At 40.3% G+C, this 25561-nt stretch carries 26 protein-coding genes and 1 riboswitch; of the genes, 10 read left to right on the top strand and 16 right to left on the bottom strand.

All coding sequences use genetic code 11. The annotated features are described in order from the left end of the window. The first annotated feature begins 158 nt into the window (after positions 1-158). The 3 genes from NSQ54_14900 to NSQ54_14910 are packed head-to-tail and all read left to right on the top strand — an operon-like array spanning position 159 to position 2282. The gene (locus NSQ54_14900; protein WYP25599.1) at positions 159-1124 is read left to right on the top strand and encodes a TIGR01212 family radical SAM protein; all 966 of its coding nucleotides are present in this window, start codon (positions 159-161) and stop codon (positions 1122-1124) included. Continuing rightward, positions 1121-1693 (top strand): class I SAM-dependent methyltransferase, encoded by a 573-nt coding sequence (locus NSQ54_14905; GenBank protein WYP25600.1) that lies wholly within the window; start codon positions 1121-1123, stop codon positions 1691-1693. The genes NSQ54_14900 and NSQ54_14905 overlap by 4 nt, the downstream gene beginning before the upstream one ends. A gap of 25 nt (positions 1694-1718) precedes the next feature. Further along, positions 1719-2282 carry a carbonic anhydrase gene (locus NSQ54_14910; GenBank protein ID WYP25601.1) on the top strand — a complete coding sequence of 188 codons (564 nt, stop codon included), beginning with the start codon at positions 1719-1721 and terminating at the stop codon, positions 2280-2282. A gap of 168 nt (positions 2283-2450) precedes the next feature. On the opposite strand, the gene NSQ54_14915 is transcribed toward NSQ54_14910, so the two are convergent. After that, entirely contained in the window at positions 2451-3191 is a 741-nt protein-coding gene (locus NSQ54_14915; GenBank protein ID WYP28570.1) for an alpha/beta hydrolase, read from the bottom strand. A gap of 154 nt (positions 3192-3345) precedes the next feature. Here NSQ54_14915 and NSQ54_14920 point away from each other — a divergent pair, with 154 nt between their 5' ends. Then, complete coding sequence (locus NSQ54_14920; protein WYP25602.1) at positions 3346-3870, top strand: gamma carbonic anhydrase family protein; 525 nt, start codon at positions 3346-3348, stop codon at positions 3868-3870. Between the two features lie 65 nt (positions 3871-3935). On the opposite strand, the gene metK is transcribed toward NSQ54_14920, so the two are convergent. After that, positions 3936-5150: a methionine adenosyltransferase gene (gene metK, locus NSQ54_14925; protein WYP25603.1), complete on the bottom strand. Its 1215-nt coding sequence runs from the start codon at positions 5148-5150 to the stop codon at positions 3936-3938. A gap of 131 nt (positions 5151-5281) precedes the next feature. Continuing rightward, positions 5282-5392, bottom strand: a riboswitch (SAM riboswitch). Between the two features lie 181 nt (positions 5393-5573). Here metK and pckA point away from each other — a divergent pair. Further along, the gene (pckA, locus tag NSQ54_14930; protein ID WYP25604.1) at positions 5574-7151 is read left to right on the top strand and encodes a phosphoenolpyruvate carboxykinase (ATP); all 1578 of its coding nucleotides are present in this window, start codon (positions 5574-5576) and stop codon (positions 7149-7151) included. Positions 7152-7195: 44 nt separating this feature from the next. Here the strand turns inward: pckA and NSQ54_14935 are convergent, their stop codons facing one another. The 6 genes from NSQ54_14935 to NSQ54_14960 form a co-directional block, all read right to left on the bottom strand. Beyond that, positions 7196-7966: a prolyl oligopeptidase family serine peptidase gene (locus tag NSQ54_14935; GenBank protein ID WYP28571.1), complete on the bottom strand. Its 771-nt coding sequence runs from the start codon at positions 7964-7966 to the stop codon at positions 7196-7198. Between the two features lie 13 nt (positions 7967-7979). Next, positions 7980-8453 carry an RNA deprotection pyrophosphohydrolase gene (gene ytkD, locus NSQ54_14940; protein WYP25605.1) on the bottom strand — a complete coding sequence of 158 codons (474 nt, stop codon included), beginning with the start codon at positions 8451-8453 and terminating at the stop codon, positions 7980-7982. A 64-nt stretch (positions 8454-8517) separates the two neighbouring features. Continuing rightward, a complete protein-coding gene (locus NSQ54_14945; protein ID WYP25606.1) occupies positions 8518-9729 on the bottom strand; it encodes an MFS transporter in 1212 nt (403 codons plus the stop codon). Positions 9730-9990: 261 nt separating this feature from the next. After that, the gene (locus tag NSQ54_14950) at positions 9991-10482 is read right to left on the bottom strand and encodes a YwpF family protein (GenBank protein WYP25607.1); all 492 of its coding nucleotides are present in this window, start codon (positions 10480-10482) and stop codon (positions 9991-9993) included. A gap of 462 nt (positions 10483-10944) precedes the next feature. Beyond that, a complete protein-coding gene (locus tag NSQ54_14955) occupies positions 10945-11100 on the bottom strand; it encodes a sporulation histidine kinase inhibitor Sda (GenBank protein WYP25608.1) in 156 nt (51 codons plus the stop codon). A gap of 26 nt (positions 11101-11126) precedes the next feature. Then, entirely contained in the window at positions 11127-12305 is a 1179-nt protein-coding gene (locus tag NSQ54_14960) for a MalY/PatB family protein (GenBank protein WYP25609.1), read from the bottom strand. A gap of 230 nt (positions 12306-12535) precedes the next feature. Between NSQ54_14960 and NSQ54_14965 the strand changes: the two genes are divergently transcribed. The 4 genes from NSQ54_14965 to NSQ54_14980 all read left to right on the top strand — a co-directional run bounded on the left by NSQ54_14965 (position 12536) and on the right by NSQ54_14980 (position 16968). Further along, positions 12536-13981: a phospholipase D-like domain-containing protein gene (locus NSQ54_14965; protein WYP25610.1), complete on the top strand. Its 1446-nt coding sequence runs from the start codon at positions 12536-12538 to the stop codon at positions 13979-13981. Positions 13982-14083: 102 nt separating this feature from the next. Next, on the top strand, positions 14084-15637 hold the full coding sequence (locus NSQ54_14970; protein WYP25611.1) for an ABC-F family ATP-binding cassette domain-containing protein: 1554 nt from the start codon (positions 14084-14086) through the stop codon (positions 15635-15637). Positions 15638-15659: 22 nt separating this feature from the next. After that, the gene (locus tag NSQ54_14975) at positions 15660-16283 is read left to right on the top strand and encodes a deoxynucleoside kinase (GenBank protein WYP25612.1); all 624 of its coding nucleotides are present in this window, start codon (positions 15660-15662) and stop codon (positions 16281-16283) included. A gap of 13 nt (positions 16284-16296) precedes the next feature. Continuing rightward, the gene (locus NSQ54_14980) at positions 16297-16968 is read left to right on the top strand and encodes a deoxynucleoside kinase (protein WYP25613.1); all 672 of its coding nucleotides are present in this window, start codon (positions 16297-16299) and stop codon (positions 16966-16968) included. Between the two features lie 212 nt (positions 16969-17180). Here the strand turns inward: NSQ54_14980 and NSQ54_14985 are convergent, their stop codons facing one another. From NSQ54_14985 to NSQ54_15000, 4 genes are all read right to left on the bottom strand, one after another. Beyond that, positions 17181-17792 (bottom strand): restriction endonuclease, encoded by a 612-nt coding sequence (locus NSQ54_14985; GenBank protein ID WYP25614.1) that lies wholly within the window; start codon positions 17790-17792, stop codon positions 17181-17183. Between the two features lie 75 nt (positions 17793-17867). Further along, the gene (locus tag NSQ54_14990; protein ID WYP25615.1) at positions 17868-18764 is read right to left on the bottom strand and encodes a glycine betaine ABC transporter substrate-binding protein; all 897 of its coding nucleotides are present in this window, start codon (positions 18762-18764) and stop codon (positions 17868-17870) included. 51 nt (positions 18765-18815) lie between these two features. Continuing rightward, the gene (locus NSQ54_14995) at positions 18816-19670 is read right to left on the bottom strand and encodes a proline/glycine betaine ABC transporter permease (GenBank protein WYP25616.1); all 855 of its coding nucleotides are present in this window, start codon (positions 19668-19670) and stop codon (positions 18816-18818) included. Beyond that, positions 19639-20856 (bottom strand): glycine betaine/L-proline ABC transporter ATP-binding protein, encoded by a 1218-nt coding sequence (locus NSQ54_15000; protein WYP25617.1) that lies wholly within the window; start codon positions 20854-20856, stop codon positions 19639-19641. Before NSQ54_15000 ends, NSQ54_14995 begins: the two co-directional genes overlap by 32 nt. A 251-nt stretch (positions 20857-21107) precedes the next feature. Here NSQ54_15000 and NSQ54_15005 point away from each other — a divergent pair, with 251 nt between their 5' ends. Further along, on the top strand, positions 21108-21653 hold the full coding sequence (locus tag NSQ54_15005) for a GbsR/MarR family transcriptional regulator (GenBank protein ID WYP25618.1): 546 nt from the start codon (positions 21108-21110) through the stop codon (positions 21651-21653). A gap of 142 nt (positions 21654-21795) precedes the next feature. On the opposite strand, the gene NSQ54_15010 is transcribed toward NSQ54_15005, so the two are convergent. The 4 genes from NSQ54_15010 to NSQ54_15025 are packed head-to-tail and all read right to left on the bottom strand — an operon-like array spanning position 21796 to position 25432. Then, positions 21796-22764 (bottom strand): siderophore ABC transporter substrate-binding protein, encoded by a 969-nt coding sequence (locus NSQ54_15010; protein ID WYP25619.1) that lies wholly within the window; start codon positions 22762-22764, stop codon positions 21796-21798. Positions 22765-22786: 22 nt separating this feature from the next. Continuing rightward, positions 22787-23545, bottom strand: a complete 759-nt coding sequence (locus NSQ54_15015; GenBank protein WYP25620.1) for an ABC transporter ATP-binding protein — start codon at positions 23543-23545, stop codon at positions 22787-22789. Continuing rightward, complete coding sequence (locus NSQ54_15020; protein ID WYP25621.1) at positions 23539-24486, bottom strand: iron chelate uptake ABC transporter family permease subunit; 948 nt, start codon at positions 24484-24486, stop codon at positions 23539-23541. Before NSQ54_15020 ends, NSQ54_15015 begins: the two co-directional genes overlap by 7 nt. Beyond that, positions 24479-25432: an ABC transporter permease gene (locus NSQ54_15025; protein WYP25622.1), complete on the bottom strand. Its 954-nt coding sequence runs from the start codon at positions 25430-25432 to the stop codon at positions 24479-24481. Before NSQ54_15025 ends, NSQ54_15020 begins: the two co-directional genes overlap by 8 nt. Between the last annotated feature and the right edge of the window lie 129 nt (positions 25433-25561).

Genomic DNA, 25561 nt, shown 5'->3' on the forward strand with positions numbered 1-25561 from the left:
CGTAATCCTATGGCAAGTAGATAAGAAAAGCAATTCATTTTTCATTAAAATTGATTGCTACTTTTTTATTCATTGGCTCTTACGAATTTCACGTGATAAAATGGAGGATAAAAATAAGCATATTTTATATCAACTTGTTTTACAGGAAGGTAGATTTGATGAATTCAGCAACTGATTCGATTCCTAGTCACTTTATAGATAAACGATATTATACATGGAGTGCTCATCTCCGTGACCACTTTGGAACGAAAGTGTTTAAAGTTCCACTTGATGCAGGGTTTGACTGTCCGAACCGCGATGGACAGGTTGCTCATGGTGGATGTACATTTTGTAGTGTACGAGGATCTGGAGATTTTGCGGGGGACCGTAGTGATGACCTAGTCACCCAGTTCCACACAATTAAAGAGCGGATGCACAAGAAGTGGAAAACAGGTAAATATATTGGCTACTTTCAAGCCTACACAAATACATATGCACCTGTTGAAACGTTAAGAAATTACTACGAGGTTATTCTAAAACAAGAAGGTGTTGTCGGGCTCTCAATCGCAACGAGACCAGATTGCCTGCCTGATGATGTTGTAGAATATCTTGCCGAACTAAATCAACGTACGTACTTGTGGGTAGAGCTAGGGCTTCAGACCGTTCACGAGCGTACAGCAAATATTATTAACCGAGCTCATGATTACGAATGCTACAAAGAAGGCGTAGCAAAGCTTCGCAAACACGGCATTCGAGTCTGCTCACACATCATCAACGGATTACCTTTAGAAACACCTGAGATGATGCTTGAAACAGCAAAAGAAGTAGCTAAGCTAGATGTTCAAGGTATTAAAATCCACCTGCTCCATTTATTAAAGAAAACAGGCATGGTTAAGCAGTATGAAAAAGGGCTTGTTGATCTAATGGATATCGATGAGTATGTGAAGTTAGTGGCCGACCAACTAGAAGTGATTCCTGAAGATATGATTGTTCACCGATTAACTGGTGACGGTCCTCCCGAACTTCTAATCGGCCCAATGTGGAGTATGAACAAGTGGGATGTACTCAACAGTATTGAAAAAGAATTAAAGGATCGTGGAACCTGGCAAGGATCTCACTACCAGGCGGAGGCTTCTACTAAATGAAACTAAAAGGGATTCTCCCCTTCGCCAGAATTTTATTGGAACAAGCACTAGAACCTGGAGATACAGCTGTAGACGCAACAGCCGGTAATGGTCACGATAGCTGCTATTTAGCTGGACTTGTTGGGGAAACCGGTCAGGTGTATAGCTTTGATGTTCAAGAACAAGCCATTCAAGCAACTCGGGAACGACTAAGTAAGCAAGGCCTTCTCGAACGCGTTTATCTGCATCACACCGGCCATGAACAGGCTGTTGAACACATCGAGACCGAACATTTGTCATCCTTAAAAGCAGCCATTTTCAACTTAGGCTATCTTCCTGGTGGTGACAAACAAATTACCACCCTAGCCAACACAACGATCGAAGCTATCACTCGATTGTTTGAGGCTATGCAAGCTGGTGGAATCATTGTACTTGTAATTTATCATGGTCATCCTGAGGGTGCGATTGAAAAAGATCAGGTTTTGGAATTTGTGGAACAATTCCCACAAGACAAAGCACATGTTTTGCGGTATGGTTTTATTAATCAAAAAAATGCTCCACCCTTTATTATAGCAATAGAAAAACGCTAACTATATTGAAAGGCAGTGAAGAAACGTGTCCATTTTAGATAACATTCTTGAATTTAACAAGCAATTCGTCGAAGAAAAAGAGTATGAAAACTATCAAACTACGAAGTTCCCAAACAAAAAAATAGTGATCCTTACTTGTATGGATGCACGTCTCGCTGAGCTACTTCCTCGTTCCATGAACGTTGGACAGGGTGACGCAAAAATTATCCGTAATGCAGGAGCCGTTATTTCTCATCCATTTGGAAGTATTATGAGAAGTATTTTACTTGCAGTGTACGAGCTTCAAGCTGAAGAAGTAATGATTATTGGTCACCACATGTGCGGGATGGCCGGTCTTGAATCTGAAAGCTTCCTTAAAAAGGCAGAAGAACGCGGCGTTGATCTAAAAACAATCGACACGCTTGATTATGCAGGTGTTGATATTAAACAATTCTTAACTGGATTTGGCAATGTTGAAGAAAGTGTCAATCATAGCGTAGGAATCGTTGAAAATCACCCTCTTATGCCAAAAGAAGTACCTGTTCACGGACTTGTTATCCATCCTGAAACAGGAAAGCTTGAGTTGCTTAAACGTGGCGAAGCTAGATAAATGATGAACCCCCTCAACCTGTTGGTGAAGGGGGGTTTTTCATTTCTTATTCAATATGTTGGTCCTCCTTCTATCATTTCAATTATGCTCTCTAACGTTTCACTTCTCCTCCTATCGTTTCACTTCACTTCTTTTCGAAAAAAAAGCAGACATAACAATGTCTGCTCATTAAGGAAACATTAAATTCACAAAGCTCACAGCATGACGGAACACTTCGTCTCGCTCTGGCTCGTTAAAAATTTCGTGATAGAGTCCATCCCATTCTTTATAGCTTTTGTGGGTAAGAACCAGGTGGTTAAACCATTCTTGTGTTGCCTGTTTATCAACAAGAAAATCCTCTCCTGCCTGAAGTACAAGTAAGGGGATGTTCGGGAATTTTTCGGGATATCTTCTTGTGAGTCGCATCGTTTTTTCAAGTTCCTGGTACCACCTTGCTGACACCTTACTCACCTTTAAGGGGTCGGTTAAATACGCTTCAACAACCTCTTGATTTCGGGTTGCTCGATCAGAGCGGATCCCTGAATTTACACTAAAGGTTGGCGCCACATGCTGCAATACTTTTGAGGCAGCCTTTTTTACTTTTGGTAGTGGATGACTCAAGTCCAAGCACGGAGAGGAAAGAATCACACCATAGATTAGTGAGTTATCTCGTTCCATTACGGTGCGGATGGAGATTAATCCTCCCATACTATGCCCTAAAAGAAGGATTGGAAGTTTTTTTTCCCTTGCTGCATCAAGCCATTCCTCAACAGCATCTAAGTATTGCCCGAAGGACTGAATATGACCGCGTCGGCCTCTTGTCTTCCCTTGTCCAGGCAGATCACCCATAATGACATCAAAGCCATGCTCGTTCCACTTTTTCGCTAACCATTCATAACGTCCATGATGTTCACCTGCGCCATGAACCATCACAACGACACCTCTAGGCTCAGTTACTTCCCATTTCCACACAACCATCAGCTCCTTGCTACCACATAAGTCCTCGTTGATTTTTACCTTCGTATCGAATTAGGTTAAGATTAAGTATAGCGTTTTTTTAAAGAGACGGAAAGGATGAGCCTACATGATTTATTCATATCAGAACAAAAAACCTCGTATTTCTGAAAGTGCTTTTATAGCTGACTATGTCACCATTTCCGGTGATGTCGAGATAGGAGATGAATCGAGTGTTTGGTTTCAAACAGTCATTCGTGGTGATGTTTCACCCACACGCATTGGAAAGCGAGTGAATATCCAAGACCAATCCATGCTACACCAAAGTCCTGCTTATCCTCTGATTATTGAGGACGATGTCACAGTGGGACATCAAGCCATGCTTCATAGCTGTACGATTCGTGAAAAAGCACTAATTGGGATGGGCTCTATTATTTTGGATGGTGCGGAGATTGGAGAAGGAGCGTTTATTGGAGCTGGAAGTCTAGTTCCTCAAGGTAAACATATTCCTGCAAACACACTTGCGTATGGACGTCCTGCCAAAGTCGTTCGCGAGCTGACCGAAGAAGATCGTGCAGATATGGAGCGAATTCGCTCAGAGTACGTGGAAAAAGGCCAATATTATAAACGTCTTCAATCAGAGAATAACAAATGATTCTAGCTATGTGTATTCATAAAAAAAACAAGCCGCGTCCAATTAGATGCGGCTTGTTTTAGTCATTATCCTACTTTTACACTAGATTGTTCTTTAAGAATAGCAGCTTTGTCCGTTTCTTCCCATGGCAAGCTCACATCTGTACGACCAAAGTGACCGTATGCAGCTGTTTGCTTGTAGATTGGACGACGTAGATCGAGCATACGAATGATGCCAGCTGGACGTAGATCAAAGTTTTTGCGAACAAGAGACACAAGCTCTTCTTCGGATACTTTACCTGTTCCAAATGTATCTACAGAAATAGATACAGGCTGAGCCACACCAATTGCATACGCAAGCTGAACTTCTGACTTATCGGCAAGACCTGCTGCAACAATGTTTTTCGCTACATAACGAGCAGCATATGCACCAGAGCGGTCTACTTTTGTTGCATCTTTACCAGAGAATGCGCCTCCACCATGACGTGCATAGCCGCCATACGTATCAACGATAATCTTACGTCCTGTTAAACCAGCGTCCCCTTGTGGTCCGCCGATAACAAAACGTCCAGTTGGGTTAATGAAGTATTTTGTCTCTTCATCAATTAATTCAGCTGGTACCACATGTTTAATTACATGTGTTTTTAAATCATGCTGGATTTGCTCAAGTGTTGCTTCCGGTGCATGCTGAGTTGAAATAACAATCGTATCAACACGAGCAGGCTTCCCTTGCTCATCATACTCAACAGTTACTTGTGTTTTAGCATCTGGGCGAAGGTAATCAAGGATTTCTTCCTTACGTACTTCTGCCACACGACGTGCAAGCTTGTGGCTTAAAGAGATCGGTAGAGGCATTAATTCTTTGGTTTCATTTGTAGCATAACCAAACATAAGTCCTTGGTCTCCTGCTCCAATCGCTTCGATTTCCGCTTCAGTCATTTGTCCTTCACGGGCCTCTAATGCTTTGTCCACACCTTGTGCGATATCAGCTGACTGCTCATCAATGGAAACAAGGACTGCACATGTTTCTGCGTCAAATCCGTATTTAGCACGTGTATAGCCGATGCCTTTAATTGTGTCACGCACTACACGTGGAATATCCACATATGTACTCGTTGTAATTTCTCCAGCAACTAAAACCATTCCTGTTGTAACAGAAGTTTCGCACGCCACACGAGCATTCGGATCTTTCTTTAAGATTTCATCTAAAATCGCATCAGAAATTTGGTCACAAATTTTATCAGGATGTCCCTCTGTTACCGATTCTGACGTGAATAATCGTCTACTTCTAAGTTCTGTCATGTTAAACATCACCCTTCCAATTAAGTCTAAGCTTCTCTTATCAGCCTAATTACAGGTTGAGATTAAATATACACAATAAAAAACCCTTCTCCTCTATATTGAGGAAAAGGGTTGAAATGTTGTCCTTTAACCTCTTATCGTTCAAGGCAATTGCCTTGCAGGTTAGCACCTTTCTACTTTTTCTAAAGTAGTGGTTGCTGGGCTTCACTGGGCCTGTCCCTCCGCCGGCTCTCCGATAAGATCCGTTCGCCATGAAGTATATATCATTCCTCCTTGAAAGTCAATGTATTCAAGGGTCTCGCGTCTTACAGTTGTGCTTTACAAAGGATAAACACAAAAAGTATAGACTATTAATTTTAATGTGTTATACTAATTAAACATTATCCCGAATATACGCTAACTAATAGAGAGGAGTATCACATAATGAACATACTGAATACAGCTACTACACTTGAGGACCTCTTATCTCAATCTACAGTAAAACATGATCTTTCTGTTTCTCGTTTAGTAAGTAAAGCACTGCAAAATAAAGAGGGTATGCTCACTGAAAACGGTGCTCTTAGCGTCAAGACTGGTACATACACTGGTCGCTCCCCTAAAGACAAATTCATCGTTAGAGAAGATTCTGTTGAAACACATATTAACTGGGGGGCTGTTAATCAACCGATCTCTCAGAAAACGTTTAACGCTCTTTATGATAAAGTTCTAACTCACTTAAGTGAAAAAGAAGAGATCTTCGCAACTCATGGATTTGCTGGAGCAGATACTACGTACCGTCTGCCTATACAAATCGTTAATGAATTTGCATGGCATCAGCTTTTTGCTAAACAATTGTTTATCAGATCGGATGAAACTCCTGATAACTCTTGGCAGGAGCCTTTTACCATTATTTCAGCTCCTACATTCAAAGCAGACCCCGACACAGATGGAACGCGCACAGAAGCGTTTGTTATCATTTCTTTTGAGAAACGAGTTGTGTTAATTGGAGGGACAGAATATGCAGGTGAGATGAAGAAATCGATCTTTTCTGTTATGAATTATTTATTACCACTTGAAGGAGTTCTCCCTATGCACTGCTCTGCTAACACAAGTACAGAGGGAGATGTCGCCCTGTTTTTTGGTTTATCTGGCACAGGTAAAACGACTCTTTCTGCAAGCCCTGATCGATTATTAATTGGCGATGATGAACACGCCTGGGGGGCAAATGGAGTGTTTAATATTGAGGGTGGCTGCTATGCTAAATGCATTAATCTTTCTCTAAAAAATGAGCCTCAGATCTGGAATGCGATCAGGTTTGGAACTGTGTGCGAAAACGTAGTTGTTGCAGAAGATGGACAGCCTGACTATGAGGATGTATCCCTAACGGAAAATACACGTGCTGCGTACCCGATTCACTACATTCCAAATGCTCTTGAACCAAGCATTGCCGGACATCCAGGTACGATTATCTTTTTAACCGCTGATGCGTTCGGAGTTCTACCTCCGATTAGTAAGCTAACAAAAGAACAAGCGATGTATCACTTCCTATCTGGTTACACAAGCAAGCTCGCAGGCACTGAGCGAGGCGTAACGGAACCCGAAGCTACCTTCTCCACATGCTTTGGCGCTCCTTTTCTGCCTTTACCACCTAAGTATTATGCATCAATGCTCGGTGAATTCATTGATACGCACAATGCCCAAGTATTTTTAGTCAATACAGGCTGGTCAGGAGGGCCTTATGGTATTGGTGAGCGAATGAGCTTATCTCATACTCGCGCAATGGTGCAAGCAGCCTTGCAAGGAGAGTTAACGCAAGTAGAGACAACACAGGATGAATACTTTGGATTATATGTCCCCACACAATGTCCCGGAGTGCCTGATAAAGTCCTCAATCCAAAGACTACATGGGAAGACCCGGAGGCCTATCACAAAAAAGCAACCGAACTTGCTAATCAGTTTAAGCGAAACATCTTACATTTTGATGATTTGTCGGAAGAGGTAATACAAGCAGGGCCTAAATAATAAAAAAGAAGAGTTCCCTCTTGGGACGCTCTTCTTTTTTTACATCATTGTCGCTTCATCCATTTTGCGGCTTCTTGTAGAATGACTTGCTGCTGTCGGACCGGAAATTGATGACTATATGTTTCATAGTACCAGCTTTCCACATGCTTATTCTCTTGCTCAAGTAGGGTCTCCAGCTGATACGCATGCTCAATCGATACATGCTCGTCTAGCTCCCCATGTATAATCAGGACAGATGCATGTATGTCTTCCACCTGGTTAAGAGGTGTGCGAAAATCATAACGCTCCGGATACTTGGTAGGGGTCCCTCCAATCACACGCTTCATCATTCGTCTAAGGTCAACTCGTTCCCGATACGTTAAAAACATATCAGTTACGCCACTCCAGCTGATGATGCTTTTCATCTCTTTTCGGTAAATGGCCGCCCAGAGCGCCATGACACCACCTCTTGAGAATCCAATCGCATGAAGGCCTTGTTTTGAGTCAAATCGTTTATTTTCTTTTAACACGTCTACTGCATATACTGCATCTAACCGGTCTTGACCTCCAAAGTCTTCATTGCCTTCGCCTCCTCTGTTTCCTCGATAAAAAGGACCAAAGACAACAAATCCTTCAGATGCCCACTGGATTAACCGTTGTATCCGGACCATCCCTACATTTTTAATCCCGCCCCGAAGATATAAAAGGCCTGGTAAAGTCTTACTCCATATAGGTTCAGCTAAGTAGCCTTTTATCTTATATCCCTCACTCCAGTAAGTCACGATATATAGATGGATGTCCGGATGCGGTGACGGTACTCTTTGTTTGTCAATCATTCTGGTCAAAGGATCACACCCACTTATGCTGACGTTCATGTATGTATTGGAGACAATGTCTTAGCACATCATCTTTCATAATAAAGCTATATTCCTCATGTTCTCCAATTTGATTCGGTAATTCGTCTACTAACACAGGACCGTTTGTTTCAAAATAGTGATCACTTTTGTTTAGTTCCTTAATCTGTGCAAGGTAAATATTTTTGCAGATACTTAAGTCCGGTACTGTATATTGAGCGAGATAATGTAGATGACAAATGACCGCTCCCGTTTCTTCTAGGACCTCTCTTTTCGCAGCATCCTCCGGTTGTTCACCGGGTTCAAGCTTTCCCCCAGGAAATTCAAGACCTCTTTTTTTGTGATTAGTTAATAGCCATGAATCCTTGAACCGACAAATGACCCACACATGCTTAGGCGATTTGGAAAAGGGGTCTTTCGAGAACGAAAGATATACAGTTCTTTGATAGACATCCAGAAAGGTATGCATATTCGTAGTTGACTCCCTCTGCTTTTTTAAGCAGTATACCTTTTCTGTCAGTATGCGTCCAACGTTAGCTCCATGTGCTTTTAACCGACTTCTCTGGCTTAAGTAAAAGGAACGTTAGAATAAGTGCAATACAGCTTAACAACGCATGTAAAGAAAAAATAAGAAAATGATTTACATTTAATAACGCAGCAAAAATCGGAGGACCCATAGCCACTCCAACAAATCTCATGCTGCTATATAATGAAGTGATGGACCCTCTTTGCTTTTGTTCAATTCCTTCCGTCACAAAAGCATCCAAACTTGGAAGCGCAGCTCCTATTCCAAGCCCAGCTAAGAACAAAGCTGTGAGTAGTACATAGATATTCTCCGAAAAAGCGATCCACAAAGTTGATCCCGTTACAATGGCCAATCCTCCAACTGTATACCATTTCATTAGCATTTTATCTTGTCCGATAAGCTTTCCGGTTACATAAGAGGCGAAGCATAAGGCAGCTAGTGGAAAGGCGAGCACAAATCCTTTCTTTAAATCATGAATTCCATAGTCTTTTTCAAGGCTAGTTGATAAATAAAACAACAATCCGAAGATTAAATACATACACAGTCCACCCACAAAAAAGACAACAAACAACCATTTTCCTTCACGCTTAAATGTTTTTTGAATTGACTTTACAAATGGTTTAAAGGCTAATGGCTTATCTTTTTGTTTTGGTACATGTACAAGGAACAACAGCATGACAATTGAAATGAAACAAAATATCGGAAATGAAAAAAATGGGAGAAACCAGACAAATGAAGCTAATAGGGCGCCAAGTATTGGACTTATAACCTTACCAAATGTATTGGATGTTTCCACCAGTCCTAATCCGGAACTAACGTCTTTTTCTGAGGTGAATAAGTCTCCAACTAGAGGAAAGGCAATCGGTGCAGCACCTGCAGCGCCAATCCCTTGTAGCAGCCTGCCGATAAGGATCCAACTATATGCAGAATCAAACTTCCAGGCAGCAAACCCAGCCAATGCACCACCAAGTCCCGCGAGGATAAGGCTCGGAATAATGACTTGTTTTCGACCAATATGGTCAGATAAATACCCTGCAAGAGGGATAAAGATAATAGCAACAATTGAATAAACCGTAATTAACAAACTTGCCTGTACTGAACTAATACCAAGTTCTTTTTCTATCGTTGGTAATACTGGAATGAGCATTGAGTTACCAAGTGTCATGACGAGAGGGATCGATGAGATTGAAATGATTCCCCATATGCTTTTTTTCTCCACAGATTCTCCTCCTTTTCTACATACTCCGACTCTTAGTATGAGGCGATCCCACATATCTATGCACACTCAAAAAAAGAAGCGGGCAGGACATAACATTAAAGTAGCGAGTCTAACACGAGTGAAGCAAATAATCCGCTACAGGAGAATCCCTCGCTTGTTCAAATAAAATCACGAAAGGCGAATGATTCTGCAATCGAATCATTCGCCTTTTCAGATTGATTTTTAGTTTTGTCCCAGCCGCTTCTATCGTGCATGTATCCTTTATAATAAAACGTAATTTCCACTTTCCTTTAAATCCTTATATACTTCGTTTAATGTTTTTTCTGAGTAGGATTCTAAGTTCTCGGTTCGTTGTTTAAAACGCTCAAGCAGACTTTCCGTTGAATGGCCATCAGTTAATAATTCCTCCAACACATCTTCCAGAACGTCATCACGCCCAAGCACAATCCTTCCTTTAAAAATAATGCTATACCCATCACTTAATTTCTTAATGGTTTCGATGCTTGTAATCATGGCCGCTGGATGGTTGTCTTTGCTAGTGATGATCACATTAAGAAACACATGGCGGTTGGCTTTTTGTTCACCCTCAAAAAAGTGCATATCCTCTTCAGACACAACAGCATCAATAAACCAAGTTCGCTCCTTATTTTCCATACTAATAATAAGGCCATCTTTTAATGGTACCGATTCTTGTCTGATCGATTCATTGTCCCCAGCCAAAAGATAAAGTGCATGAAGCTTAAATGTCTTCATAATTACTGGCACCTCCCACTAAACATTACTCTCACCTCTTATTTAACCATAGTGAACATTGTAAGTAAATCGAATCCATAGGAAAAGGCAATAAAGGAACACCGAATGTGTATCCCTTTATTGCCTTAACTCAAAACAATTTTGTCATCTCGTTTATTTATGAAGTTTTTACGTTTTTATAGAGTGCTTCAGTCTGCTGCTGTTCCATCCATTTAACAAAATTATCCTCTTCAGGAGTCAACTCGCGGCCAAGTTTCAATCTGCAGTCTTCAACCAACTCTTCATATAAATTTTTACATGTCATTGTACATGCCCCATTTCTATAGAAACGTAATCGTTTGGCATCGTAACTTTCATACGCCATCCTTTCCATCAACTTATTCATAAATGTGGACGATATGACTTAAATTTTAAAGCATTCCTTTGAAAGCTTATTTAAACTATAATTTGATTTCTCTACGTCTAAATCGTCGGAGTCGCAAAATGTGAATCTACTTTATGCTGTAAATCACGTTGTTCAAGCTCTTTTTGTAAAAGCACGATAAAATCTTCGTTCAAGCGAAGCTCCTTCGCTTTTACATACGCCTCCACTAACATATCGTTATTTAAATTTTTCATCAGCCCTCCGACACACACTCCTATTTTTAGAATTGGTCCTGCTCATACGCTTCTTTTAATTGAGTAAGCCCCTTCTGAAGCGTCGTTCTTGGACATGCCAAATTAAGCCTTTCAAAATGTTGCCCTTCTTCCCCAAACATTGGACCATGGTTTAATGCTATTTTCGCTTTCTCGACCAGCCATTTCTTGCGCTCATCTGCCTCAAGTGGCACATCCCTAAAGTCAAGCCATAGCAGATACGTTCCTTGTGGTTGAATGACTTTAATCTTCGGCATATGGGTTTCAATAAAGTCTTGTGCGAACCGGTAATTAGCTTGGACATATTGCATAAGCTCATGAAGCCACTCTTCTCCTTCATTGTAAGCTACTTCCGTTGCAATACCAGCAAACGAATTTTGACCGTTCATATAGGTAGATTCAAGATACCTTTTAAACTCAAGTCTTCTTTTCTTATGTTGGATAACAAGATAAGATGCAATGATGCCCGCTAAATTAAAGGTTTTAGTTGGAGCGAGACAAGTGAATGTTCGCTCAGCCATATCTTCATTAATGGACGCCAACGGAATATGGTTGTATCCGTCAAATAATAAGTCAGCATGAATCTCATCAGACACCACGAGTAAATCGTACTTTTTACAAAGATCTGCTAATGCCTCAAGCTCTGACCTCATCCAGACTCGACCTCCGGGATTATGAGGATGACAGAAAACCAGCATTTTTGTTTTTTCTGAGATCGACTGCTCTAATTGTTCTAAGTCCATTTCAAACTGTCCGTCCTCTCTTTGTAACAGAGGATTTTTAACAATCGTGCGATTATTACTTGTAATCACATCATAAAAAGGATAATAAACAGGTGTTTGAATAACGACCTCATCACCCGCTTCAGTAAAAACCTTTATAAGATTGCTTAAAGTCGGAACAATTCCGACCGTATGAACAATTGAATTGGAATCAATCTTCCAGTCATATCTCCGGTCTGTCCAACGAACAATCGCTTCGTCAACAGTAGAAGAAGGTGTCATGTATCCAAATATGCCTTGCTCTACTCGGTTATGTAAGGCATCCAGAACTGGCTGCGGCGCTTTAAAATCCATGTCAGCAACCCACATAGGAAGCAAATCACTTGCTCCGTAACGGCTTTGTAACCCGTCCCACTTTAGAGAATTTGTTCCTTTACGTTCAAACACTTGATCAAATTGACTCATCCTGACACTCCTTCATCTGTCTAACAAAGCGACGCATTGTTAAACAATCCGTTTGATAATTTCGATATCCTTTTTAAAATTCCTTTTAAATTTTAAAGCTTTCGTTCGACGAAATTCGGTAATTGGTTAATTATTCTTTATTCTACACACTCTATTTAAGAAAAATCAATTGTTTAAGACTTACAAAATTAAGGAATGGTAAGTTCAGATTATATAAAAAGGAGCCCGCCATGAAACGATCCTCTCTTACTAAACGACATCTACTACTCATTCTTCCCATCGCATTTTTCATTCTATATGTTAGTACGATCATTTATGGTGTTAATCGCCCACTCCCAGACAGCGACCTATCGTATCAAAGTGATTTAAAACCAGTCATTCAGCCAACATTCCTCTCTGATTTATCGTATACACAAGATGACAATCAAGTGTTTGAACAGGAAATTTTTGCTTATGTAAAAGAGATGATTCAGCAAGCAGACGAATTTATTGTATTCGATATGTTTTTATTTAACAGTATATATGGCGAGGATGAGAACTTCCCGGCACTTGCGGAAGATGTCACTCAAGCGCTCGTGCAAAAGAAACAGGAAAACCCGAGTCTTGCCATTACAGTAATCACTGATCCGATTAATACAATGTATGGAGCCAACATGCCTGACCACTTACACCAGCTAGAAGATGCTGATATTCCAGTCATTATCAGTGACCTTGATTCGTTACGGGATTCAAATCCACTATATGCCGGGTTCTACAAACTGTTTCTTCAATGGGATACAGTAGGTAGCATTGGTGGACTCCCGAACGTCCTGGGTTCGAATGGAAAGGATGCGAATCTGCACTCTTATCTTACTTCATTAAATGGAAAGGCCAATCACCGCAAAATCGTGATGACCGATCAGGAGGCTTTAATTAGTTCTGGAAATCCTCATGACGCAAGTGCATTGCATAATAATGTAGCCATAGCCTTTAAGGGTGAGCTCTTGGAAGACTTATTAAAAACAGAAGAGGCTGTTGTAAGATATTCAGCTGATTCAACGATCCAAGCTCCTTCTTTAGACACAACAGCTGATGAAACAGAAACGGATGTATATGGAGAAATTTTAACAGAGCGTCCCATTAAAGACCGAGCTCTCTCTATAATAAGTGAGGCAGAGAGCGGTGACACAATCTGGATTGGTCTCCTCTACTTATCCGAGCAGAGCATAGTTGATGCATTGATTGAAGCCGCAAACAGTCAAGTATCTGTTCATATTGTATTAGATCAAAACGTTGAATCCTTCGGTAACAAAAAAATTGGCTTACCAAATAAACCGGTTGCCGCCAAGTTAATGAAGGAAGCAGGAGACGACCTTGAGATTCGCTGGTATGAAACGAATAAGGAACAGTATCATCCTAAGATTCTCTTTTTAGATTCCTCAAACGAATCACAGCTTTTAAGTGGCTCTGCCAATTTCACGCGGAGAAACCTTGATGATTTGAACCTTGAGACGAACATTTATTTGACCGGTCCAGAGGATGCAGAGATTATGAATGACGCACGTGCTTATTTTAACCAAATTTGGACGAATGACGGTGGCATCTATACCGCTGACTACGAAACCTATGCGGATGAATCTCTATGGCTTAGAGGAATTTTCACGATCCAAAAGTGGACAAAGCTCTCTACTTTTTAACGGAACATCTTTCATCTCTTCTTCCTTCAATTGGTCCTCTGACATCTTGAACTGAGTGTGATAAACTGAAGCGTAGAGATTAGTAAAGAAGGGTGTTAAAAGATGAGCGTGTTATCGGTAAGTAAATTAAGTCACGGATTCGGAGACCGTGCCATTTTTCAAGATGTTTCATTTCGTCTCTTAAAAGGAGAGCACATCGGATTAATTGGTGCAAATGGAGAAGGAAAATCAACCTTCATGAACATCATTACAGGAAAGCTAATGCCGGATGAAGGAAAAGTGGAGTGGTCAAAAAATGTCCGCGTGGGTTACCTTGATCAACACACCACACTTCAAAAAGGGCAAACGATGCGTGATGTGTTAAAAAGCGCGTTTCAATATTTATTTAACATGGAAGCAGAAATGAACGCCCTGTACGAGAAAATGGGTGACGTGGATGCAGATGAACTAGAGAAGCTACTTGAGGATGTAGGTGTGATCCAGGATACCCTGACAACCAACGACTTTTATGTGGTTGACTCAAAAGTAGAAGAAATTGCACGTGGATTGGGTCTAGATGAGATTGGTCTTGATAAAGATGTCACTGACTTAAGTGGTGGACAACGTACAAAAGTTCTTCTAGCCAAACTTCTTCTTGAAAAGCCAGACATTCTGCTTCTGGACGAGCCTACAAACTATCTTGACGAGCAGCACATTAATTGGCTAACAAGATATTTACAAGAGTATGAGAACGCCTTTGTGCTGATTTCGCACGACATTCCATTTTTAAATCGAGTGGTTAACCTCATTTATCATATGGAAAACCAAGAATTAAACCGGTATGTTGGTGACTATGATCATTTCTTAGAAGTACATGAAATGAAGAAACAACAGTTAGAAGCGGCCTTTAAACGTCAACAACAAGAGATTTCGCAGCTGAAAGACTTTGTTGCGCGAAATAAAGCTCGTGTATCGACACGTAACATGGCGATGTCTCGTCAGAAAAAATTAGATAAGATGGATGTCATTGAGCTTGCCAAAGACAAGCCAAAGCCTGACTTCCATTTCCATACAGCCAGAACGCCTTCTAAATATGTATTCGAAGCAAAGGACTTAGTGATCGGCTATGATGAGCCTTTAACTAGACCTTTAAACCTTGAGCTTATTCGTAATTCAAAGATTGCTTTAACAGGGGCAAATGGGATTGGTAAGACCACACTTCTTAAGAGCTTACTAGGATTAATTAATCCACTCGAAGGCCAAGTCATTAAAGGTGATTACCAAGAGATTGGTTACTTTGAACAAGAAGTTAAGGATTCGAACAAAACGTGTATCGAGGAAATTTGGGACACGTTCCCATCATTTACTCAACAAGAAGTTCGCTCTGCTCTTGCAAGGTGCGGATTAACAACCAAGCACATTGAAAGTAAGATTATGGTTCTAAGTGGAGGAGAAAAAGCAAAAGTCAGACTCTGTAAGCTCATGAACAACAAAACGAATATCCTTGTTCTAGATGAGCCAACCAACCACTTAGATGTGGATGCCAAAGCTGAACTAAAGAGAGCCTTACAGGAATATAAGGGAACTGTGTTACTTATTTGTCACGAGCCTGAATTTTATGATGGACTTGTAACAGAAGTCTGGAACTGTGAAGAATGGACAACAAAAGTGATTTAAGGTCAAACTGTAGGGGATGAACATGTCAGAACACACACCGTTTATTGTGGTTGAAGGTCCAATTGGAGTGGGCAAAACCACACTCACTAAACTACTGGCAGCAGAATTTTCATATGCCAGTCTTACTGAAATCGTTGAAGAAAACCCATTCCTCGGTAAGTTCTATGAGAATATCGAGGAATGGAGCTTCCAAACCGAAATGTTTTTCCTGTGTAATCGATACAAACAACTTGAAGATACACAAGAAAAGCTCGATCTCGGCATACCTGTTGTTGCCGATTATCATGTATTTAAGAATCTAATCTTTGCTAGGCGAACGCTGCCTGCGCACCAACTGGACAAATATGTTCGCATTTATGACATTTTAACCGAGGAAGTACCAGAACCTACCGTTATCGTCTATATTCATGCCAGCCTACCTACTTTATTAAAACGTATAAATCAACGTGGTCGAAGCATCGAGCAACAAATCGACCCAGACTATTTAAGTCAGCTCATTACGGATTATGAAGAAGCCATTGCACAAATGGCAGCGATGTATCCCCATGTTCCGATTATTAAAATCGATGGCGATCAATACGACTACGTAGAAAACACAAAAGACCTTGAACACATTTTCAATCTCATTCGCGAGATTACATCTTAAGGAGATTATGAAATTGAACCTACGAGAAAAATATAATATCCCAGATCATGCGTTAATCACAGTGGCAGGAACGGTTGGCGTTGGAAAATCCACCCTAACGAAAGCCTTAGCAAATGAATTAGGCTTTCGTACATCCTATGAACAAGTAGATGATAACCCATACCTTGATAAATTTTACGCTGACTTCGAACGCTGGAGCTTCCACCTTCAAATCTACTTTTTAGCCGAACGTTTTAAAGAGCAAAAAGCGATGTTTGAAGCAGGTGGAAACTTCATTCAAGACCGTTCCATTTACGAAGACACGGGAATATTTGCCAAAATGCATGCAGACAAAGGAACGATGTCTGCCGTTGATTATTCAACATACAAAAGCTTATTTGATGCCATGGTCATGACACCATACTTCCCGCATCCAAATCTGCTCATTTACTTAGATGGAAGCTTCCAAGACATCATTGATCGCATCCAGCTACGCGGGCGTGAAATGGAAAAACAAACACCCCTCTCCTATTGGGAAGAAATGTACGACCGCTACCAAAAATGGATTGCTGAATTCGATGCATGCCCTGTCTTAAAAATTAACATTAACGAATACGATCTATTAAACGATGATCACTCTCTAGAACCAATCATTAAAAAAATTGGTGACAAAATGAGCCGTCCTGGCGCATTAATTCCAGAGTGAATAAATGAAGAAGAGCCCCCTCTGATTTGAAGGGGGCTCTTTGTTGATTCTGTTCTCTCTTTGTTGATTCCAGCTTCTCTTTGTTGATTTCGCTCTCTCTTTGTTGATTTCGCCCTCTCTTTGTTGATTTCGCTCTCTCTTTGTTGATTTCGCCTTCTCTCCGTCGATTCCGCTATCTCTCCGTCGATCCCGCTATCTCTCCGTCGATCCCGCTATCTCTTAAAGAAATATTCCCCCGCAACGATTCGGTTGCGCGAGTATTTGACCGCTTCGAGGTTACCTTGACTTGAAGGAACTTCAGGTCGAACCGGTTCTTCGACGATGCTTCTTGCCTTATCCATCTTCCCTTGCTTACATAATTTCATGATTTCCACTAACTCTTCTCTCATTAGAAAGCTGACGTTTGTAGCTCCTGCTAGGTTCCAGCATGAGTCTGTTACATCTTCTGCTGATGTAATAATAAGCGCAGCATCTGCCTGGTAAAAGGACCTGGCTGCATGAATCTCTTGCACGGAACCGAGTCCAAGTTTTGCTTGATAGCGTTTGGCCTGTACAATGACCTTTTGTTCCTGTTCATCGATGAAAACAAGGTCCGCACCATAGTCCCGACTCTTTTTAGTGATAAATGTTTCGTAGCCTATCGCTGTAAAAAGTACTTGTAAATAATCCTCAAAATCATGCCCTGACATCTGATCAATATCTTTTATTGTAATTTTAGCTACGTCATATCGCTTACGCTTTTTTAGACGCAGGATGAGCCATATCAGTCCAACTATACATAATAGTCCAATTATGAGTGCCCACGGCCGGTCAAACTCAAACATAATCCTAATTCCTTCCTATAAAAAAAGAGTGCATCACCCATAGGCTAGCACTCTTTAGTATAAAGCTTTTCCACCTTATTTCAAATCTTCAATAGAGTCGATATCCATGTACTCAGGTACAACTAGACCAGTTTTTGCACCTTCAAAGTTCACACCGAGATCTACCACTTGATCTTGATAATCTTCATAATAGTCTTGGTGAGTTAGAGGTAACCAACCAGCAACCATTGCATCTTGTTCTCCATTAGCAATACCAGCCCACATAAATGCACTTTCCATTGAATTAATTTCAACAGTGTATCCAATTGATTCTAGTACATTTTTTACAACGTTTGTAGAAGCAATTTCTGAATCCCAAGATACATATGCTAATGAGATGCTTTCTCCATCTACTTCACTTACTCCATCAGTCCACTCATTCACTTGATCTTGATGAGATTCAACCCAGTTGGCAGCAGCTTCTTCAGGATCTGTTCCTTCTTGTATATCAAGCATCACTTCACCCATATCATCCTCAGACCAATAGAAGTTATCTAATACTGTATTTGCCTCAGGTGCATCCTCCGCTAAACCATCACGTGTAAATGTATGAATGCTTTCTTCTTCTCCAAATACATTTTCTGGATCATCAAGATATTTTAAATCATACGTAGTAAACATCCAATGTGGTGTCCAACCCGTTACAACGATTGGCTCTTCATTATCAATGGCATTACCAAGTGCTTCAGTCATTGCAGCACCTGAACTTGCTTGAAGGCTAAGATCTAAGTCGTATGTGTCAATTGCGCTTTGAGCAGCAGTCATTACGCCTGCGCCGCCATCAATACCAGTGATTTCATTTAAACCTGATCCGTCATTACCTGATGCTTCATTACTTGTGTCGGCACTATCGTTGTTATCTCCACAAGCAGCAAGTGCAAGAATTGAAGTTAACCCAATAGCAAGTCCCATTTTCTTCGTATTCATTTTCATAATTGAACCTCTCCTATTATCTTTATATATTTTAACCAATCGTAAAATTGATTAATGCCCTTGTTCAATGTTCTTGTTGAACACTTGAGTCAGTCTATCTAAGATAATCGCAACAATTACGATAGCAATACCTGCTTCAAAACCTACCCCTACATTATTCTGACCAACAGCCGTATAAACGGATTGACCTAGTCCACGTGCACCAATCATTGCAGCAATAACAACCATTGATAAAGCTAACATGATACTTTGGTTCACACCGGCCATTATTGTTCCCTTAGCCATTGGTAACTCAACTTTAAAAAGTTTTTGAGAACCTGTAGATCCAAATGCATCAGCAGCTTCAACAAGCTCAGTTGAAACTTGTCGTATACCTAAGTTTGTTAAACGGACAGTTGGTGGCATAGCAAAAATAACAGAAGCAACTACACCAGGGACCATTCCAATTCCAAAGAAAGCCACTGCCGGAATTAAGTAAACAAACGCCGGCATTGTCTGCATGAAATCAAGAATAGGCTTGAAGATGCTTTCAACAATTGAACTTTTAGCCATCCATATACCAAGTGGAATTCCAATGATAATAGAAATAAGACCAGCAGTTAAAACAAGAGACAGCGTATCAATCATTTGACTCCAATATTGAAGATTATCAATAAGTAGTAGACCAATGAGAACAAATAAGGCCAGACCCCATTTTCGCTTATGAAGCAGGAAGGTACCTACAGTAATTAAAATGATCCATACCCAAGAAGGTGGCAGCGCTAAAATCCACCCAAACCCATCTACGCACCAACCAATAAATGTTCTTATTCCTGTAAAAACGACGCCTATTGCATCAGAACCCTTTATCCAATCAACAATCCACTCAATCCAATCAGATAGTGGAAGACGTGGTAGTAAATCCATCAAAATCAACCTCACTTCCAGACAGAGCACCAAGTACGGCTCCTCTTACAATAATTCCTCTTAATTTATTTTCCTCTACAACGGCGAGCGGAACTGGACTTGTTGAAACCTGTTCAAACAAATCTGCCAAAGTCGTTTCTGGTGTCACTCTAGCTAAATCATTTTTAACAATTGATTCAATCGAAGACTCCCCTGACTTGATAAGGTCTGCCACTTCCTTTGCATGAACAATTCCGACAAGCTCTTTGTTTCGTCTTGTCACAAAGATGCTTGAGATTCCTGCATCCTTCATTCGTTGTAAGGCCACACGCGGTCCATCCTTCTCAAGATTCACCGTTTCAGGTCGAATCATTACGTTTTCTGCTGTAAATACTTTTGAGCGATCTACATCTTCAACAAATTTCTCTACATACTCATTTTTCGGCTTCTGAAGAATCTCTTCAGGTGTGCCTACTTGCACAATCGCTCCATCCTTCATAATCATAATGCGATCACCAATTCGAAGAGCTTCATCAAGATCATGCGTAATAAAGATAATAGTCTTTTGCATGGTTTCTTGTAGATCTAATAACTCATCCTGCATGTCTTTTCTGATAAGTGGATCAAGCGCCGAGAATGCTTCGTCCATTAGTAAAACATCCGGATCATTCGCGAGTGCTCTTGCAAGTCCAACACGCTGCTGCATCCCACCAGAAAGCTGACTAGGATAGCTTGCTTCATATCCTTTAAGCCCTACTAAATTTAAAGACGTGGTCGCTTTCTCGCGTCTCTTTCCTTTTGGAACACCTTGAACCTCAAGTCCGTATTCAACATTTTCAAGAATTGTTCGATTTGGGAACAACCCAAATTTTTGAAAAACCATACTCATTTTTTTACGACGAACTTCACGAAGCTTCTTATCATCCATCTTCGCAAGATCATCTCCATCGATCATAATGCTTCCCGTAGTCGGCTCGATAAGTCGATTAAGTAAACGTACGATTGTCGATTTACCACTACCGGATAACCCCATAATGACAAAGATTTCTCCATCATGTACTTCAAAATTAGCTTGGTTTACCCCTACTGTCATTCCTGTTTCTTTAAGTATGTCTTCTTTACTTTTTTTCTTTGCTAGTAAGTCTAAGGCTCGTTTAGGCTTTTTTCCAAATACCTTCGTCAGGCCTTCTACCATGATTTTTGCCACAGATTGTTCACCTCTTTGTCATCGTCCTGTAATATTCAACTACTTAACTATACAGTTTTAAAAAAAATTGAGCAATTTTCATATAATGGACGAATTGATTATATTTTATGTACAGTTTAAACTGTACGCTTTTAACATTGTTATTACTAACATATCCTCCTTATTCCTCACGAATCGTCGCTCACATAACAGTTCTTCCTCCTTATTTAATTTGCTACACTTTAGTAGGAGACATAAGGAGGTCGCTTAACTTGGACAAAGAATCAGAAAATCCATCTCAACAAATTGAAAAAGCACGTGAAGATTTGATCCAGGAGCTTTCTCAAAATATGCACCTGTATGGCATCTCCGAGTCGGTTGGACGCCTGTACGGCACTGTATTATTTGCAAATGAGCCAGTGACGCTTGACGAAATGAGCCAATCACTTGGAATGAGCAAAACAAGTATGAGCACAGGAATGAGAGTACTAACAGAAGCGAATATGGTTGAGAAAGCTTGGAAAAGAGGCGTACGCAAGGACTTATATCAACCTGTGGATGATTGGTATAAATCATTTTCAACAACTTTTGTTAAAAGATGGAAGTTGTCTGTTGTAAATAATCTGCAAGCCGTTCATCAAATGAGGGATACTCTTATAGATATAGAGCAGCACAAAGAATTGACTTCAACTGAATATAAGGCTGTTAAAGCAGATTTACACACGTTAGAGCATGCAGAGAACTATTATAATTGGCTAGCAGAAGTGACGGAGCTTTTTGAAAGCGGTCAAATTTTTGAATTGATCCCCAAAAAATAACTAAGTCTTTCGTATGATTCGTATACTAAGTCTTTTGACTCCGTTACTTTACCCGGATTCCACGTATTTTAAACGGTTCATTTGCTCTATAACATAAAAAAACCCGGAAATAGATTATTTCCGGGTTTTTTGCTTCTATTAGTTACTCTAAAACTTCATCTATTTCTTGAACCATTGCTGCTGTAGACTGTAAGCCCCCACCTGATAGATACCAATAATCTGGGTTAAGCATCACAATATGATCCTCTTTCGCTGCGTCTGTGCTATTGATTAACTCATTATCTAACACTTGAGTAGCTGATGAATCCCCACCACTTACTGCTGCACCACGATCCACTACAAACAGATAATCAGGGTTTTTCTCTGCTACATATTCAAATGAGACACTTTGACCGTGAACGTTCACTTCAATGTTTTCGTCAACCGGCGTTACACCTAATACATCATGAATTAAACCAAAACGTGAGCTTGGCCCATATGCACTTAGAGATCCATCATTTACAAGCACGATCAGACCTTCTGTACCTGCTTCTTCAACATGGTCTGCTACTTTATCGATTTGTGCATGTACTTCTTCTATTTTCTGTTCAACTTCATCTTCTTTTCCAAAGATCTCACCGAGAATACGTGTGTTTTCCTCAAATGAATTCACATAATCTGCATTGTCTACTCCGACATAAACGGTTGGAGCAATCTCGGATAGTTCATCGTATGCATCACTTTGACGACCAGAGATAACGATCAATCCTGGTGCCATTTCACTAATTTTCTCAAAGTCCGGTTCCTTTAAGCTACCTACATTCTCATACTCGGAATCTTCATATTTACTTAAGTAACTTGGGATATTGGTTTGAGCCACTCCTGCTACATCCACACCCAGTTCGTCTAGTGTGTCTAACGCACCAAAGTCAAAAACAACTACATTCTCAGGGTTTACAGGTACCGTTGTTTCTCCTAGCTCATGTGTCACAACGACTTCTTCTTTTTGCTCTTCACCTTCACTTGCAGAATCATTCTGGTCTCCTCCAGCTGCGTTACTATCTGTTCCGCATGCAGCAAGCATTGCCCCTAATGCGATTGTCGCTCCCATTAATGTCCAGTTCTTTTTCATGTTCTACACTCTCCTCTTATTTTTATGAATAATACACACAAATTTTGTCGCCATTAATGTCTTTAATCTCCATATCAATCTCATAAATGTCTTCAAGCACATTGGACTGTATAATCTCTTCTGTCGGCCCTTGGTTTATCACTTCACCATCTTTGAGTGCAACGATGTAATCTGAATAGACAGAAGCAAAATTGATATCGTGAATCACAATGACAATCGTTTTATTTAATTCACTTGCTAATTTCTTTAACACCTTCATGATTTGAACAGAATGCTTCATGTCTAAGTTGTTCAGAGGCTCATCAAGTAGCACATAATCTGTGTTTTGGGCAACAACCATAGCAATAAATGCGCGCTGACGCTGTCCTCCACTTAGTTTGTCTAAAAATTGATCCTGCATCGATTCAAGTTCTAAGTACCGAATCGCTTCATCGACATAGCGCTTATCCTCTTTTGTCAGTCTTCCTTTCGAGTAAGGAAAACGACCAAATGCAACTAGGTCTCGGATAGTTAACCGGATACTGATATGATTTGTTTGCTTTAGAATGGATATCTTTTTAGCGAGCTCGCTATTGTTTTGCTCAGTCAGCTCTTCATTATCAATAATGACTGTCCCACTATCCTTTGAGATCAATCTACTCATGATGGAAAGCAGCGTACTCTTTCCCGCTCCATTCGGGCCAATAAAAGACGTAATTTTCCCCTTTTGAACAGTAAGTGATACATTCTTCACAACTTTTTTATCACCGTAGGATTTGGATACATTCTTCACTTCTACCATGCTTTACTCTCCTTTAATAATAGATAGATAAAGTAGGTACCACCTACAAAGTTAATAATGACACTTAAGGTTGTTTCAAATGTAAACACTCGTTCCACTATTAACAGTCCCCCAACCAATGCGATGACACTGATTAAGGTCGATCCCATCAATAGATAGGTGTGGCGGTATGTTTTTAAAAACTCCCGTGCCAGGTTTACAACAAGTAGTCCTAAAAACATGATCGGCCCAACTAATGCGGTTGAGATCGATACTAGTACGGCAATGAGGATCAACATTTTCTTCACGGTCTTATCGTAAGGAATACCTAAGTTTATCGCTTCATCGCGACCAAGCGACATCACGTCAAAGAACTTAGTGAAACGAATAACATACAAACCGATGAGTAAGAAGCCAATTAAAGAAAAGATAAGAATATCCTCGTTCACGTTATTAAAGCTAGCAAACATTCGGTCTTGAATGATCAAGAACTCATTAGGATCAATTAACATTTGCATAAAAGAAGATAAACTACCAAACAAGCTACCAAATACAATTCCTACTAATAAGAGTAAGAATATATTTTGATCCTCTCTTTTGAACATGAGTCGATACAATACAGAGGCAAATACAACCATCAACCCAACTGAGAGAAAGAAATTCACGTTTGTACTCATTAATCCTGAACCCGATCCTAAAAAGAAAATTAAAACAGTCTGGATTAGAAGATACAATGAATCTAGACCTAAAATGCTAGGTGTTAAGATTCGATTGTTTGTAATCGTTTGAAAGACAACCGTTGAAAAAGCAATGGCTGCACCAGTTAAAACAATAGCAAGAATCTTCTTTCCTCTTCTCGGGAGAACGTAATCCAAATTCGACGTATTCAAGTGAATCAACATAAAGATTGCAATGAGAGCTAAAGCGACCACACTAAGCAAAATGATTTTCTTTTTAAGCATAGGATGACTTCCTCCTAAGCAGCAGATAGAGGAAGATCGCACTACCAATCACGCCTACCATCACTCCAATGGAGAGCTCATACGGGTAGATGATGATTCGACCGAGTATGTCACAGAATAAGACAAACACCGCACCTAAAAAGGCTGTATGCGCCAAGCTATTCTTTAAGTTATCGCCTTTATAGAGCGACACAATGTTTGGAACAATTAAACCGAGGAACGGAATCATTCCTACTGTCAAAATAACAACGGAGGTCATCAAGGCAACAATAACTAACCCCACTTGAACAACCGATTTATACTTTAACCCTAAATTTTTTGAAAAGTCTTCGCCTAGTCCTGCAACAGTAAAACGATTAGCGTATACAATGGCTAAAAGAAGAAGTGGAATACTTATGTAAAGTAGCTCATAACGGCCTCGAAGGATTAAAGAAAAATCTCCCTGTAGCCACGATGACATGTTTTGAACTAAATCGTACTTTAATGCAAAGAAAGTCGTGATTGACCCCACTACGTTTCCAAGCATCATACCTACAAGCGGAATAAAGATGGTTCCCTTATGTTTAATTCGATCTAAGATCTTCATGAATAAAAAGGTACCAGCTAATGCAAAGGTTGAGGCTACAAGCATTTTCACAATTGGACTAGCGTTTGTGAAAAAGATGAGAGAAATTAAAATCCCCAGCCTTGCCCAGTCCATTGTTCCAGCAGTAGTAGGAGAAACAAATTTGTTACGCGTGAGCTGTTGCATAATAAGACCACATACACTCATTGCGGCACCTGCAATGATAATGCTTATGACCCTTGGTATCCTACTCTCAATCAGAACTCTTTCCTGTGCCTCTGTAAGGGAGAAAAGATCAAGTGGAGAAACATTCGTAACTCCTACAAACACAGATGTGATAGAAAGAAGGACGAACAAGATGATTAAATAATATAACTTCATGGTTGCAACCGTTGGTTAAAACAGTCCTGACCCCCTCACTATTTGGTGTTGATGTTGATATTCATTATCATTTACATCCTCTATCTTATCATCTATATCCCTCTAGTCAAGAATGATTTTCAATTAGAG

The organism is Alkalihalobacillus sp. FSL W8-0930, from assembly GCA_037965595.1.
Lineage (GTDB): Bacteria > Bacillota > Bacilli > Bacillales > Bacillaceae_D > Alkalicoccobacillus.